Annotated in this window: 11 protein-coding genes and 1 pseudogene; 4 read left to right on the top strand and 8 right to left on the bottom strand. The window is 69.4% G+C overall.

What is annotated here, in order from left to right; all coding sequences use genetic code 11:
- The first annotated feature begins 286 nt into the window (after positions 1–286).
- Positions 287–1,261, top strand: a complete 975-nt coding sequence (locus WN71_RS25615) for an AraC family transcriptional regulator (RefSeq protein ID WP_079178098.1) — start codon at positions 287–289, stop codon at positions 1,259–1,261.
- Positions 1,262–1,346: 85 nt separating this feature from the next.
- Here WN71_RS25615 and msrB read toward each other — a convergent pair whose 3' ends face one another.
- The 4 genes from msrB to WN71_RS25595 all read right to left on the bottom strand — a co-directional run bounded on the left by msrB (position 1,347) and on the right by WN71_RS25595 (position 5,126).
- Complete coding sequence (msrB, locus tag WN71_RS25610; protein WP_046591981.1) at positions 1,347–1,754, bottom strand: peptide-methionine (R)-S-oxide reductase MsrB; 408 nt, start codon at positions 1,752–1,754, stop codon at positions 1,347–1,349.
- Positions 1,755–1,767: 13 nt separating this feature from the next.
- The gene (gene murC, locus WN71_RS25605) at positions 1,768–3,156 is read right to left on the bottom strand and encodes a UDP-N-acetylmuramate--L-alanine ligase (RefSeq protein WP_046591980.1); all 1,389 of its coding nucleotides are present in this window, start codon (positions 3,154–3,156) and stop codon (positions 1,768–1,770) included.
- A gap of 318 nt (positions 3,157–3,474) precedes the next feature.
- Positions 3,475–3,948 (bottom strand): indole-3-glycerol phosphate synthase, encoded by a 474-nt coding sequence (locus WN71_RS25600; RefSeq protein WP_206300140.1) that lies wholly within the window; start codon positions 3,946–3,948, stop codon positions 3,475–3,477.
- A 284-nt stretch (positions 3,949–4,232) separates the two neighbouring features.
- A complete protein-coding gene (locus tag WN71_RS25595; protein ID WP_046591979.1) occupies positions 4,233–5,126 on the bottom strand; it encodes a pyrimidine reductase family protein in 894 nt (297 codons plus the stop codon).
- Here WN71_RS25595 and zapE point away from each other — a divergent pair.
- Together zapE and WN71_RS25585 are read left to right on the top strand one after the other, a co-directional pair.
- Entirely contained in the window at positions 5,125–6,264 is a 1,140-nt protein-coding gene (gene zapE, locus WN71_RS25590; protein WP_046591978.1) for a cell division protein ZapE, read from the top strand. The genes WN71_RS25595 and zapE overlap by 2 nt on opposite strands.
- 156 nt (positions 6,265–6,420) lie before the next feature.
- Entirely contained in the window at positions 6,421–7,272 is an 852-nt protein-coding gene (locus WN71_RS25585) for a slipin family protein (RefSeq protein WP_046591977.1), read from the top strand.
- A gap of 602 nt (positions 7,273–7,874) precedes the next feature.
- Here the strand turns inward: WN71_RS25585 and WN71_RS25580 are convergent.
- The 4 genes from WN71_RS25580 to WN71_RS25565 all read right to left on the bottom strand — a co-directional run bounded on the left by WN71_RS25580 (position 7,875) and on the right by WN71_RS25565 (position 13,762).
- Positions 7,875–8,603: a LamG domain-containing protein gene (locus WN71_RS25580; protein ID WP_240529758.1), complete on the bottom strand. Its 729-nt coding sequence runs from the start codon at positions 8,601–8,603 to the stop codon at positions 7,875–7,877.
- A 62-nt stretch (positions 8,604–8,665) separates the two neighbouring features.
- Positions 8,666–10,759, bottom strand: a complete 2,094-nt coding sequence (locus tag WN71_RS25575; protein ID WP_240529761.1) for a polysaccharide deacetylase family protein — start codon at positions 10,757–10,759, stop codon at positions 8,666–8,668.
- Positions 10,760–10,871: 112 nt separating this feature from the next.
- Positions 10,872–12,464 carry a glycosyltransferase family 2 protein gene (locus WN71_RS25570; RefSeq protein WP_240529760.1) on the bottom strand — a complete coding sequence of 531 codons (1,593 nt, stop codon included), beginning with the start codon at positions 12,462–12,464 and terminating at the stop codon, positions 10,872–10,874.
- Between the two features lie 2 nt (positions 12,465–12,466).
- Positions 12,467–13,762: a nucleotide sugar dehydrogenase gene (locus WN71_RS25565; protein WP_046591973.1), complete on the bottom strand. Its 1,296-nt coding sequence runs from the start codon at positions 13,760–13,762 to the stop codon at positions 12,467–12,469.
- Between the two features lie 478 nt (positions 13,763–14,240).
- Between WN71_RS25565 and WN71_RS25560 the strand changes: the two are divergent.
- Positions 14,241–14,475 (top strand): annotated as a pseudogene (locus WN71_RS25560) (polysaccharide deacetylase family protein); the annotation flags it as partial.

Below are 14,475 nucleotides of genomic sequence, written 5' to 3'. Positions count from 1 at the left end.
GTGACGCGCACGGAAGTTGCCGGGGTGCGCAGCGCCCGCGCGGGCCGCCGGGCACGTGGGCAGCCTACTTACCTTTGGCATATGCCATATGACGTCGGGCCCCCCACGGAGACCTCCGCTCCCCTAATCTGACAACGGGTAACGACCCCTGAACGCAATGAAGTTCAGGGGCGCCCGCATATGCCACCAGGCATACCCGAGGGATACCCCGAGCCCACCCCAAGCCCCACCCGAAGACATGCCGGAAGACATGCCGGAAGGCCCCGGTCGCAGCGGAGGAGTCACGTTGCCCACGGGACGTTACGTCGTGGAGTCGCACAGCACCACCGCGCTGGACGCGCGGGAGCGAGCCGACTTCTGGAGCGAGCACATAGCCTCCTACCAGGCGCGCATGGACTACCGGTACGCGCGGCCCGACGACTTCCACGGCGAGACCGTCCGCCAGCGCAGCGGCACCTACCAGATGGTCAGGTTCCGGTCCGACGCCATCGAGTACAACCGGTCCGCGCAGCAGGTGCGCCAGGAACCGGACGAGGACTACCGGCTGTTGGTGCCGCTCGGCGGACGGCTCGTGCTGCGCCAGGACGGCCAGGAGGCGGTCCTCACCCGCGGCACCGGCGCGCTCGTCACCTTCGGGGCGCCCTTCAGTTGCGTGCAGGAGGCCGCGACACCCGCCCTCATCTTCACCTTCCCCGCCCGCGAGATCGACGACCCGCTCGGCAACAAGTCCCCGATGGCCACCGGACTCGACCTCACCACCGGGCTCGGGCGCGTGGTCACCTCGATGCTGAACGACCTGCACGAGGAGCGCCACCATCTCACCGAGCCGCAGTTCGACGCCGTCTCCGACCGGATCGCCGAACTGCTGTGCATGCTCGTCGTCGGCGACGAACGCCCCGACGCCCCGGGCCACTTGACCGAGGTCGAGACGGTCGTACGACGCCATGTGCGCGCCCACGCCGCCGACCCGGGGCTGAGCGGCACCACCATGGCCCGCGCGCTCGGCTGGTCGCTGCGCCAGATCCAGCTCGCGTTGCAGCGCGTGGGCACCACGCCGCGCGACCTGATCCGCGAGGAACGGCTGCGCCTGGCCCGGGACCGGCTGCGCTGCGGCGACTGCGAGCACATGACCATCACCGAACTGGCCTACGCGACCGGCTTCTCCTCGGCGAGCGCCATGAGCACGGCCTTCCGGCGCCGCTACGGCGTCAGCCCCCGGGAGATGCGCAACGGGGGCCGCTCGTCCGAGGACCCCCGTTGATGCACCGGCCGCTCACACCTCGGCGACCGGCCGGCTGCACCTCAGCGGTCGACCCGCCACACCTCGGCGACCGGCCCGCTGCACCTCAGCCCTCGTCCGGCGCCAGCCGCAGCGAGATGCTGTTGATGCAGTACCGCTGATCGGTCGGGGTCGCGTAACCCTCGCCCTCGAAGACGTGCCCGAGGTGCGAGCCGCAGCGGGCGCAGCGCACCTCCGTGCGCAGCATCCCGTGCGAGCGGTCCTCGATCAGCTCCACCGCGTCCGTGTCCTTCGGGTCGTAGAAGGACGGCCAGCCGCAGTGCGACTCGAACTTGGTGGTGGACGTGAACAGTTCCGCGCCGCAGGCGCGACACGCATAGACGCCCTTGGTCTTGGTGTCGGTGTACTCACCGGTGAACGCGGGCTCGGTGCCGGCCTGCCGCAGCACGGCGTACTCGGCCGGGGTCAGCTCCTCGCGCCACTGCTCGTCCGGCTTGTCGACGTCGTACGCCATGGCCTTCAGCCCCTCACTTCGAAAGACGGTCCAGGATGAGCGGTCCGAGGTCGGTGACGTCGCCCGCTCCCATGGTGAGAACGAGATCCCCCGCCTTCGCCATTCCCGCGACCACCGCCGGCGCCTCGCCCTTGTCGTGGACGGCCGTGACGTCGGCGCCCGCGGCGCGCGCCGCGTCGATGATCAGCTCGCTGGTGACGCCCGGGATCGGGTCCTCACGGGCCGGGTAGATGTCGAGGACGACCGAGGCGTCCGCGAGGGCCAGCGCCTGGCCCATCTCCGTGGCCAGCTCCTGCGTGCGGGAGAACAGGTGCGGCTGGAAGAGCACCAGGATGCGCGCGTCGCCCACGGCGGCGCGCATGGCCTCCAGGTCCGCGGTCATCTCGGTGGGGTGGTGCGCGTAGGAGTCGACGACCTGCACGCCGGCCGCCTCGCCCTTCAGCTGGAGCCGCCGCTTCACCCCGGTGTACGCGGCCAGCGCCGGGGCCAGCTCGGCCGCCGGGACGCCGAGGGCCACGCCCGCGGCCAGGGCGGCGACCGCGTTGTGGGCGTAGTGCCGGCCGGGCACGGACACCGTGAAGGTCAGCTCGGCGCCGTCCAGCAGGACGGTGACCTCGCTCTTGAGGCCCTGGGGTACGACCGCCAGCACGCGCACGTCGGCGTCGGCGGACTCGCCGTACGTCACCGTCGCGACCCGGCCGTCGAGGCGGCGGGTCAGTTCGCGCGCGCCCTCGTGGTCGGCGGAGATCACCAGCGTGCCGCCGGGCACGATCCGCCCGGCGAAGGTCTCGAAGGACTCGTAGATCTCGTCCATCGAGGCGTAGTTGGCGTGGTGGTCCAGCTCGACGTTGAGGACGATGGCGACCTCGGGGGCGTACTTGTGGAAGCTGCGGTCCGATTCGTCGGCCTCGGCGACGAAGATCTCGCCGTCGCCGTGCAGGGCGTTGGAGCCGGGGGCGTCCAGGTCGCCGCCGATCGCGTACGACGGCTCACGGCCCAGCTCGGTCAGCGAGACCGCCAGCATCGAGGTCGTGGTGGTCTTGCCGTGGGTGCCGGCGACCGCGATCGGGCGCAGCCCCTCCATCAGGGCGGCCAGCGCGTCGGAGCGGTGCACGACGGGGATGCCCAGCTCGGCGGCGCGGGCCAGCTCCGGGTTGTCCTTGCGGATGGCGGAGGAGACCACCACGCAGCTGGCGTCGTCGGCCAGGTGCTCGGCCGCGTGCCCGATGTGCACGGTGACGCCGTACGACCGCAGGGCCTCGGCGGTCGCCGAGTCCTTCGCGTCGCTGCCCGCCACCTTGGCCCCGCGCTGCGCGAGGATCTTCGCGATCCCGGACATCCCGGCGCCGCCGATGCCGATGAAGTGCGGTCGGTCCATGGCGGTAGGAAGGCCGGGTGCCATGCGCGTTTCTCCCAAGATCCGGTACGAGTCTGCGACGCGCCCCGCTCACGAAGCGCGCCCCCAGCCTATTGCGTGAGGGGGGCCGCTCCGCTCAGGGGACGCGGGACATCAGGGGGCGGCGCGATCCCTCGCGCCCCGAGGGCGCCGCACAGGCGTCCCAAAGGGGCGCGGGGAACTGCGCGACCAGCCCACCACGACCCGCAGAGCCGCACGACCCGCACAGCCGCACAGCCGCACGTCCCGCCGATCCCCTCCCGCCCCGGCGTACCCGGCGCCCCGAAGCCACACGCCCCAGAGCCACAGCGGCCCAGCGCCCGCTCACGCCTTGCTGTGCGAGAACAGCTTCAGCACCGGTACGCCCACCTTGTGCCGCGCCCGCGAGGCCCAGTCCCGGTGGAAGAACTCCTCCACGTAGTGCGGGTCGGTCAGCACGATCACCTCGTCCGCCCGGACCTCCTCGACCAGCGACTTCAGCGCGTCCAGCGGATGGTCCTCGATCAGCCGGCCCGCCGCCTCGCTGCCCGCCGAGCGCAGCGCCACCAGCGAGACGTCCAGCGCCCGCTCCCCGAAGCCCTTGGCGTCGTCGCCCTCCGGGGTGGAGCCTTCGCGCGCGGCCTCGTCGAGCTCGCCGAGGGCGACGTCGTCGATCGCCCGCAGCAGCCGGTCCGCCTGGTCGCCGCGCGGCTGGAGCAGCACGTGGAAGGCGACCGGCTCCTCGCCGTGCAAACTGGTCACGAACTCCACGTCTGCGGACGTCAGGGCCTTCTCGATCATCAGTACGCTTGTGAACACCAGACGCCCCTTCTCGTCGAGGGCATCGGCCCTCCGTCCTGCGTGACCCGTTCCAGGTCCTGCGGAAACCATCCTGCCCCGTGATCGCACGGGGCAGCCGGATTTAGTTTGCCCGGGGGAAACCAAACGGAACGAGACGTTCCGCCGTTTCGGGACCAGCGGCACCGAACATGGGGCCGAACGGCGTCCCGGCCCCCCGGCCCCCTGGCCCACTGACCCCCTGGCCCCGGCCCCCTGGCCCGCCCGCACCCGCCCGTCACACCCACGCGCCCGGGGGCGCCCCGTCACGCCCGCGCATACCGGCTGAACAGGAACCCCTCCTCCTCCAGCAGCGACACCAGCCGGAAGCGGCTCGGCACCGCGACCGCCGGGCCGCCCGCGATCCGCTGCGCGCCGCCCGCCGTGAGCATCGGGGAGACGGTCAGGCACAGCTCGTCCAGCACCCCGGAGGCCACGAACTGGCCGAGCAGCCGCGGGCCGCCCTCGGTGAGCAGCCGGGTGTGGCCCAGCTCCGCCAGCTCGCGTACGGCCCGCACCGGGTCCACGCCCACGCCGTCGCCGGCGACCACCACCCGGGCGCCCGCCTGCTCCGCGGCAGCGACACGCTCCGGGGCGGCGCCCGCGCCCGTGAGGATCAGGGTGGGCACCAGGGGCGAGGTGAACAGCGGAAGGGAGAAGTCCAGGTCGAGGCCGGCCGTCACGACCGCGATCGCCGGGGCCGGCCCCTGCCCGGCCGCCTCGCGCAGCGCCGCGAACTCCGCCCGTGCGCGGGCGGGCCGGTACCCCTCCTGGCGCACCGTCTCCGCGCCCGCGATCACGACGTCCGCGAGCGCCCGCAGGGTGCCGAAGACGCGCATGTCGGTGGCGCAGGAGATGGGCTGCGAGCGGCCCTCGTGCTGGGCGGCGCCGTCCAGGGTGGAGACCATGTTGGCCCGCAGCCAGGCCGCGGGCGCCTCCGTCCGCGCCCCCGCCCCCGCTCCCGTCCCCGTCCCCGACCTCGCCCCCGACCTCGCTCCCGCACCCGCCTCCGTGGCCCGCTCGGGATAGGCGTAGGCCGCGGCCAGCTCCGCGAGACTCCACTCGCGGGTCCCTCCGTCCGGCCCCGCCGTGGGCCCCTCCGGGCTCCCCCCGCCGTACTGGGCTGCTGTTTCGTCGGTCACAGGGAACAGGCGTCGCATGTCGAGCAGTGTGGCACGCCCTTTACCATGGACCACCGTGTCGTCCTCCTCCCCCGCCGCCGAGCAGATAGCCGACGCGGCCCCGCTGTCCCTGTGCGCCCGTGAGCCGTACGTCCCCGCGGACCGGCTGGTCGCCGAGATGGTGCCGCCGCCGCGCTTCGACTCGGTCCGCTTCGCCACGTACATCCCGGACCCGAACCAGCCGAGCCAGACCGAGGCCGTGGGGATCCTGGACGGTTTCGCGGGCGGCCTCGGCGGTGCGCACGCCGTCGGCGGCGGCCGCCGCGGTCTCTTCGGCCTCGGCCGCCCGAAGGCCCCCAAGACTCCGGCCGGGCCGCGGGGCGTCTACCTCGACGGCGGCTACGGCGTCGGCAAGACCCACCTGCTCGCCTCCCTGTGGCACGCCACCCCGGCGGAGCCCGCGCTCAAGGCGTTCGGCACGTTCGTCGAGCTGACCAACCTGGTCGGCGCGCTCGGCTTCCAGCAGACCGTGCAGACCCTCTCCGGGCACCGGCTGCTGTGCATCGACGAGTTCGAGCTCGACGACCCGGGCGACACCGTGCTCGTGTCCAGCCTGCTGCGCAAGCTGGTCGACGCGGGCGTGGCGCTGGCCGCCACCTCCAACACGCTGCCGGGCAAGCTCGGCGAGGGCCGGTTCGCGGCCGTCGACTTCCTGCGCGAGATCCAGGGCCTGTCGGCGCACTTCCGCACCCTGCGCATCGACGGCGAGGACTACCGCCACCGCGGGCTGCCCGAGGCCCCGGCGCCGTACTCCGACGAGGAGGTCACGAAGGCGGCGTACGCCACCTCCGGCGCCTCGCTCGACGACTTCCCGCATCTGCTGGAGCACCTCGCCAAGGTGCACCCGAGCCGGTACGGCGCGCTCACCGACGACCTGCGCGCGGTGTGCCTGACCGACGTGCGCCCGGTGCCGGACCAGTCGACCGCGCTGCGGCTCGTGGTGCTCGCGGACCGGCTCTACGACCGCGAGGTGCCGGTGCTCGCCTCGGGACTGCCCTTCGACCGGCTGTTCAGCGAGGAGATGCTGAACGGCGGCTACCGCAAGAAGTACTTCCGCGCGATATCCCGGCTCACCGCGCTGGCCCGCGACGCGAAGGATCTCGTCGCGACCCACTAGCGCCGCGGCCCCGGACCGCGGCGGCCCCGGACGGTGGCGGCCCCGGACGGTGGCGGCCCCGGACCGTGGCTCCGGACCGTGGCCCCGAAGCCCAACTCGGGCATATCGTTGCAGGAGCAGACATCACGGACCTCACCTCTGCTGGAGGAGGTCGACATGCTCGAGGAGCTGCTGGGCGCGCTCGCCGCCGCGGGCGCCGTCGGCCTGGTCTACGTGGCCACCGGCATCCGGGTCGTCAAACAGTACGAACGCGGGGTGGTCTTCCGGCTCGGCCGGCTGCGCGGCCAGGTGCGGGACCCGGGAATGGCCGTGATCGTGCCCGCCGTGGACCGGCTGCGCAAGGTCAACATGCAGATCGTCACGCTGCCGATCCCGGCCCAGGAGGGCATCACCCGCGACAACGTGACCGTGCGGGTCGACGCCGTCGTGTACTTCAAGGTCGTGGACCCGGCAGCGGCCGTCGTCAACGTCGAGGACTACCGGTTCGCCGTCTCCCAGATGGCACAGACCTCGCTGCGCTCCATCATCGGCAAGAGCGAGCTCGACGACCTGCTCTCCAACCGGGAGAAGCTCAACCAGGGCCTGGAGCTGATGATCGGCAGCCCGGCCATCGGCTGGGGCGTGCAGATCGACCGGGTGGAGATCAAGGACGTGTCCCTGCCGGACGCGATGAAGCGCTCCATGGCCCGGCAGGCCGAGGCGGACCGGGAGCGACGGGCCCGGATCATCAACGCGGACGCGGAGCTCCAGGCGTCGAAGAAGCTCGCGGAGGCCGCGCAGCAGATGGAGGACACCCCCTCGGCGCTCCAGCTGCGGCTGCTCCAGACGGTGGTCGCGGTCGCGGCCGAGAAGAACTCGACGCTGGTGCTGCCGTTCCCGGTGGAGCTGCTGCGCTTCCTGGAACGGGCCGCGCAGCCGGAGCAGCTGGAACGGCAGCGCCCGGCGGACCGACGACCCGAGCCACCGCCCCCGCAGCCCTTGCCGCACCGACCGAAAGCGGCCGGGTGACCCACCCGCGGTCATGCCGCGCGCGCCGGGTGTCGTGTGCCAATGGCACCCCGCCCGCCGCTAACGTGCGCCCATGCGCGACGGACTGGGGCGGCCCGCAGCGGGCGTTGTGCTGCGTGAGCCCGCTGACGGCGAGCGGCGCCAGCGGGAACGGCAGTTGCATTGAAGGCGGCGGCACCACGCCGTCCGTCTCCTCCACGGGGCGGTCTCGAACGCCGGATCACACACACCACGTGGGATGAGGGGCAGATGTCGCCGGGCGCGGTCCAGTGCCGCAACGGCCTCACGCAGGACGGCTCCGGAGGCCTCTGCCAGCCGGGCACGTCGCAGCGCTACGTCTTCCGCGCCCGCCGCCTACCGCTCCCTCGACCTCTCCACAAGCAGCCTCCGCCGACGGCATAGAAACACGCCCTCAGCAGCCACGCTTTCGCGTCAGGACTGACGGGCCCATTGCGGCGCGGCGGCTGAGCCGGGCCGAAAGCAAGCCACCCTCTGGACCTCGCCCGGGGGTACTCCCGCTCGGCTCGCCGCCGGACCCGGCCCCGACCGGCGCAAGCCACTTCGAGGTTCAAATCCGGCAGCGAGCACCTGGCGCAAGTGGTTCAGGCGGCGTGAGCCCGGAAGTCGCCGAACCACAGTTCACTGTTGTCGGCGCGCAAGCCGACTCCGCCCGGCTTGGCCAGTGGACCTGGTGTGCGATCCACGGTGCGCAACACTTCTTTGCCATTGATGGCCAGGCGCAGCCGGACCCCGGAAAAGGTGTTCACGGCCTGCGCCTCGACGTGGTGCCAGTCTCCGTAGGTGATCGCACATCTGCCCTCGGCGATTGTGGTGTAGTCACCGCCCTCCACGGCTGCTGCGTCGTCCGCTGGTACCTTGCGTTTGATCACCACTGCGCCGTCCCGGCGCCGGAAACTCAGCGCGTACAGCTCCTGTGGGCTGTGGTACCGCAGCCAGACATGCGCACCGTCCCAGTCCAGAGCCGGCGTGCGCGCGGTGACGATCGGTGGCAGCAGTCTCACCTTGAGAGACACTGCGACTGAACCGAAATCCCGACGGCGGCTTACCAGACGGAAGACCGCTGAATCGTCGGCAGTCCGGGAGTCAGAGCCGGTCTCCCCAGCATCGGGGCGACCGGTCCATCCGAGGCCGCTGACCGCGAAAAGTGAGCCACTTGTGGTTACCCAGTCCGAGGACTCGTGTGCCTGCGGACGGTGCGGATTGCGGAATGCCCATTCGTTGGTGACCAATCCGTCCTGGCCGAAGGCCGGACGGAACTCCGGGAAGGTGTCGCCGCCATAGAGCTCCCAGGCGGCAACCCCGGTGGCCAAGGCGGCAAGCCCCCCAGCCACCCCTCCCCAGACAAGTTGACGCCGTGACAAGCCCGCCACCGTCAGCCTGTCCCTGTGATCGCGGTGACATCGAGCTTCTGCACGGTCGGCCACGACCATCGCGTCAGACCTCGGTAGGCCGAAAAGCCCACTCCACCGGTCTCACCCTTGGCGAGCAGACTGACGGTGGTCGAGGTGTCCACGGTGATCAGAGTGTTCTCCCCGGTCACACTGATCGTCACCTGATGAGCAGGGGCATCCGTGAGTCGACGGGTAGCTACCAGAGCCTGGTTGTCCGCATTTCCTGAGTAGACGTCCAAGTGGTCACGGTAGACACGCACACTGATTGCCAGAGGGCTACCGACCCGGACCCAGAGTGCACCGCTGACCTCAGTGTTGGTCAGATTGGAGATCGTGCCGTGCAGGATGTAGTTGCTCCAGCGGGCAGTCGCATCGGGCTGGTAGGCGCCGTACGCAGAGAGCGTACGCCCCTGCGGAGACAGTTCGCTGCGCGTGATCTGGAGCGGCGCCTTGACATCCGGCGACGAGACCCAGGCAGCGTCTTCAGCGAGCAGCGCCGCGTCGCCGACAGATTGCTGTGAACCCGTTACGGCACGCGGTCCGTCCGCAATGTCGGTGACCCGAAGAGAAGCAAACCGCGGCCACGACACCCCCGGCTTGTTGATGCCCGCGCGCAACGCTATACCGCCGGTTCGATTCGCCGGCTTGCCAGTGGTCGGCAGCGTCACACGCAGTGTGCCATCCACCCAGATCTGAGTTCCGCTGCTGCGCACCACGATCCTCAGCATGTGACTGGAAGCCACGGGGAGGCGTTTGATCGCCTTTTGTTTTCCCGAGACGGAGACCGTGAGGTACGCCTGGCTGAGGCTCGCTGCGACAGGAGTCTCGCTTCCGTCGCGGACCTGCACAGCAGCCTGATTGGTCGCGTCTTTCAAGTTGGAGACTCGCGCGTCCACCTCGTAGTTGTTCCAGTCGACGCTGCTCAGCGCCCGGTAGGAGGCGGACATGTAATGCACCGGGGAACTCTCGTCCGGGTATGGGCCGGCTCCGGTGAACGCGCCCAGGCCAGGGGTCCCACTGTCGAGCGTCCACAACTGCGGCTGCGCCAGCGGCGCGCTGGCGCGCGGGGCGACCTGGGTCCAGCGAACAACATTCGTCAGAACTGAGGCCGTGGTGGACGACTTGACGACTTCGAGGCGCCTGACCTGCCGCGCGGCAGCCGCACGTCGACTCGCCGGCAGCTTGAAAGACGACACATTGGTCATCGTGGCCACGAATTTCCTGTTCAGGATCTCCTGCAGGATCTGATCGTGGCTCGGTATATTCGCCCGTTCCGTTGCTTCGGAGAAGGGGAAGGCAAACAGTTTCGGGGCTGGCAGGCCGTGGGTGGAAAACGCGTCGAACGACAGTTTGAGGTCGTTCTCGACCCGGGTCTCGTACTCGGCGCGGGTCTCCTGACGGTGCTGCCGAGCCAGCCAGAGGCGATTAGCCAGTGCCGAAGCTCGGTGACCCGCCGCATCAACCACCGCACGGCGATGGAGGTTGTTCGTGTGGTCCTGGAAGTCCCATCGCCCCGATGCCTGCATCCGAGCGATCTCGTTCCAGGACAGGTAGTACGGGCGATCGTCGACGCGACCAGTGATCAGGTAGACGGCACCGTGCATGTGGTGCCGAGCCAGGATCCGGTCACCGTAAACCCACAGGCCGTTCGGACCGTCGTCGAACGTGATGTACACCGAGCGCGGAGGCGCGGGCTCGCCCTGCAGGTAGGCGACGAACTCATCGCTGGTCAGGCTCCTGTAGCCGGCTTTCTCCAACGCCGTCAACTGTGCGTCGAAGGCCGCAGGCGTGACCGTGTAGTCGCTAGACCCGTAGCCGATGTCGTGATAGGCCAGCACGACCGGAGCAGCGGTCGCAGGCAGGGAACTGGCCGCTTCGCTCCATGAAGCCGCTTCCCGAGCATCCACCCGAACTGTCGGCGGCTGGACCTGAGTGCTCATGTACTTGCCGTACAGGTAGTACTCGGTAGCGGCGTAGAACGGGAGAGCCAGCACCGCGAGTGCCAGCACGACGAGCCCGAAGCGTGCCGGCCAGTGCCAGATGCTCAAGTGCTGTTTCCCGGCGTGCCGGTTCATGTCGGTCACGGCAGGATGCTCCCTCGGGACAGCACGATGACGTATATGCCGCATACCGCGGCGATCGACAGCAGGGCGGCAAGGAGCCGCCCCAGCAGACTCAGGGCTTTCATCAGGTGAGGCTCCTTGCCCAGACGCCGCGGCGGATGGTGGCGAACGAGTACGGCAACAGCCAGGCCAGAAGCAGCGCCGACAGCAGGCTCATCAAGGGCCTGTAGCGCCAGCGTCCGTCGTCAGGGTTGTCCACCTTGAATGCCAGGCCCCAGACAAGTCCCTTGAGGATGACTCCGCAGAGGTAGAGCAGGGTCAGGAACGCCATGCCGTGCAGCGGCGCCCACACCAAGTGACGGAAGGCCATGACCGGGGCAGCCACCACCCACAGCGCGTGCCCGTAGTAGAGAGCCGCCGGTCCGAAGCCGCGGCGCCACATGAAGGAGCCGGTGAAGAAGAGGTTGCGGATGAAGCTCTTCTTCCAGCGGATCTGCTGCTTCATGAACGAGCGGAAGCTCTCCGGAACGTTTGTCCAGACCTTGGCGGACTGGACGTAGCCAATACGCCAGGCGCGCTCGGGGTAGTCGCGCTCGGTCACGAAGGGGGAATCCGCGTACTGCCGCTTGAGCTTCTTGCCGCGCCAGCGCTGGCCGAGTACGTAGCCGGTCAGCTGGCGGTCGGTCGCGAAGCGGAACGGCGCACCCATGAACCGGTCGCCGGCCCAGGCAGGCAGGTAGTTGTAGATGGCGTCGCGGCGGAAGACCGCGAGCGGTCCGGAGACACAGGTGACCGAACCGAAAGTGGACTCGGCAGCCTTGGCCACCCGGAACTGACCTTCGTACCAGACGTCCTGCGCCTTGGTGAAGATGGTGCGAGTCACGTTGAGCGCGCGAGCGTGGCCGCTGACGGCGCCGAGCTCCGGGTGGTTGACGAGAGCCCTCACGCACCGGCTGAGGGCGTCGGGAGCCAGGATGCAGTCGGAGTCGGTGAAGGCGATGATGTCGCCGTCGGCGATTTCGCACGCCTTTACCAGCGCGTACTTCTTGCCGAGGTTCTTCTCCAGGTAGAGCACGGTGATTCCGAGCTCGGCCTCCAGCCGGCGAAGCACGTCGCGGGTGCCGTCCTCGGACATGTCGTCCACGACGATGATCTGAAGCAGATCCTCGTCGTAGTCGCACAGGGCCATCGAGCGCACGCAGGCTTCGATGTAATCGATCTCGTCCTTGACCGCAAGCAGGAAGCTGACCTTGGGCCGGGACGGAAGGGCAGGAAAGTCTGCCAGATTCTTCTTCTTGGGACGCTTGCGCAGCGTCCGTTCCGACGGGTCGTCGTAGCGGCTGTACGCGATGTAGAGCATGGCGATCGTGCCAGTCAGCACGGTGAAGCCGTAGCCGAGGACCAGGGGACTCTGCGCCAGACGAGGTGCCTCACGTGCCAGAATCAGCAGCAGCGGCAGCAGGCAGATCAACGTCAGCACGCGGCGGAGACCATGGCGGAGCGCCGGGTGCATCGCGTCCAGCCGGCGACGCAGGAAGCCCGGTTCGGTCTTCCGGGCCGAGCGGAGGGACGGCAACGGCGGTGCTGCGGGACGCCGTGCCTGTGCGCGCTCGAACGTGATCGTCGCATTGCCGGATTGGAGGAGCGTGTGCGGGTCTTTCCGATCGAGCTCCCCATACGAAGGGGACGGCTCGACGAGCGGTTCGGGGCCGGACATGGTCACACGACCGCCTTGTGGGCAGGTGCGTCAAGGCGGTAGGTGGCGTCCAGCACCAGCGGTTGAGCCTCCAGCCAGGCGAGATCCATGCCGGGCTGGACGGTGTGCACCAGGACCAGATCCCAGGGCTCCGCCTCGGGGGCAGCGGTGCTCGTCAAGGTGTGCTCACCGATTCGCAGCGAAGGTATGAGCGGGTCGTGGAAAGCGGTCTTGGCGCCGGCTTCGGTGAGTTCCTCCAGGATCTCCAGGGCCGGGGATTCGCGCAGGTCGGCAACGCCGGGCTTGTAGGCCATCCCGAGGACGAGCACCCTGGCCCCGGAGACGCTGTGGCCAGCGTCTCCCAACAGTTCGCGTACACGCTGGACGACCTTGCGTGGACGTGAGGCGATGGCCGCCATGGCGGTGTCGATGAGCGGGGAAACGATCCTGCGGGCACGCAGCTGCCACAAGAGGTAGTGCGGGTCGCACGGGATGCAGTGACCGCCGACGCCGGGACCGGGGTAGAAGGGCATGAAGCCGTAGGGCTTGGTTGCGGCCGCTTCGATGATTCGGACCGGCTCAAGGTTCAGTCCCCGGCAGTTCTCCGCGAACTCGTTCGCCAGCGCGATGTTGACGGCGCGGAAGGTGTTCTCCCACAGCTTGGTCATCTCGGCCTCTTCCGCCGAGGGCAGTGCATGGACGGACGGAGCCGTCCGAGCCAGTACCGCGGTGGCCAGTTCAGTGCTGCGCGGGCCGACGCCGCCCACCACACGCGGGGTGCTCTCCTGAGCGTGGTGGGCGTTGCCCGGATCGATCCGCTCTGGGGAGAACGCTACGAAGACCTCGCTGTCGATCACCAGGCCGCGCGCGATGAGTGGCTTGACGAGCAGGTCCCGCGTCGTGCCGACGTAAGTGGTGGAAGTCAGCATCAGCAACTGGCCGGGAACGGCGTGACGTACGGCGTCGGCGCAAGCCCCGGCCATGGCGTCCAGGTCCGGCACCAGATGCTGGTCGACCGGGGTAGGCACGCAGATCAGAACAGTGCGAGCACCAGAGAGAGCAGCCGGGTCACCGGTCAGAGTCAACCGTCCGGTGTCACGAAGACGCGTGAGGCGCTCGTGATCGGAGGGAAGCAGGTCGACGTTCCCGCTACGGATGGCATTGAGGCGCCCTTCGCTGACATCGATGCCAATTACGTCGTTGCCGGCTTCCAGTAGCGCGAGCGCGGTCGGCAGCCCGACATAGCCGAGGCCGACAACGGCGACGGGAGCAGCGGCGTGCTCCTCCGACCGAAGTGACGAGTGGGACGAAACGGGCATGGACATGCTCCCGGGAGCCGAAGGGGATGTGTAGGCGTGTCGAGATAATGTGAGGATCTCGTGAACATGGAGATTAAGGGGTGCTTGATCACAGCGCACGCATCGCGACGCAGCTCGCTGCAGCGACAGCGAGGGCGATATGGCCGTTTTGCATGAAAAGTCGATGGCGAATGCAGGAAAAAGCACCGAAAGGGGCAGCCGGCCAGTCAGGCATTGTGATGATCTCGTGATGATCTGACGATCATTGAAATATCGCCACGAAGTACGCATTCGGGATGGTCGCGGATCGAGTGGAGAAGTACTGCGCGGAAAAGCTGCGTTGAGCCCCGCGTCCGCACCGATTTACCCCGGAAGACCACAACACCCGAGCCCTTGGTATGCAGCCCGATCGGGGCCACGAGCCGGACCCGTACGACATCGGGAGGCTGGATCCGGCGCGCCTCACCCCATGAGGAATGAATAATCCTATTTTCGTACGATGATTGCTCTCGTACGACGCGTCACCGCCGTCTGCGCCCTCGGCGGCGTCCTCGCCGCCTGCGGCACCGCCACCACCCCGCACGCCGCCTCGCGCGCCGCCCGTCCGGCGAACGCCCCCTCCGCCGCCGCCCGGCCCTCCGCCGCCCCGTCCCGCCCGCCCACCCTCGCCCCCGGTCCGTCCGGACTCACCCCCGTCTTCAGCCACGGCCCGCGCACCGACGGCAGGACCGTCG

Source organism: Streptomyces mangrovisoli, assembly GCF_000974985.2.
Classification (GTDB): domain Bacteria; phylum Actinomycetota; class Actinomycetes; order Streptomycetales; family Streptomycetaceae; genus Streptomyces; species Streptomyces mangrovisoli.
This window is presented reverse-complemented; position numbering and strand designations above follow the sequence as displayed.

What these genes read in the sequence shown, in the direction of transcription:
- msrB (WP_046591981.1), bottom strand. Translation starts at nt 1,754, where the DNA reads ATGGCGTACGACGTCGACAAGCCGGACGAGCAGTGGCGCGAGGAGCTG.
- murC (WP_046591980.1), bottom strand. Translation starts at nt 3,156, where the DNA reads ATGGCACCCGGCCTTCCTACCGCCATGGACCGACCGCACTTCATCGGC.
- zapE (WP_046591978.1), top strand. Translation starts at nt 5,125, where the DNA reads ATGTCGAGCAGTGTGGCACGCCCTTTACCATGGACCACCGTGTCGTCC.
- WN71_RS25595 (WP_046591979.1), bottom strand. Translation starts at nt 5,126, where the DNA reads ATGCGACGCCTGTTCCCTGTGACCGACGAAACAGCAGCCCAGTACGGC.
- WN71_RS25585 (WP_046591977.1), top strand. Translation starts at nt 6,421, where the DNA reads ATGCTCGAGGAGCTGCTGGGCGCGCTCGCCGCCGCGGGCGCCGTCGGC.
- WN71_RS25575 (WP_240529761.1), bottom strand. Translation starts at nt 10,759, where the DNA reads ATGAACCGGCACGCCGGGAAACAGCACTTGAGCATCTGGCACTGGCCG.
- WN71_RS25570 (WP_240529760.1), bottom strand. Translation starts at nt 12,464, where the DNA reads ATGTCCGGCCCCGAACCGCTCGTCGAGCCGTCCCCTTCGTATGGGGAG.
- WN71_RS25565 (WP_046591973.1), bottom strand. Translation starts at nt 13,762, where the DNA reads ATGCCCGTTTCGTCCCACTCGTCACTTCGGTCGGAGGAGCACGCCGCT.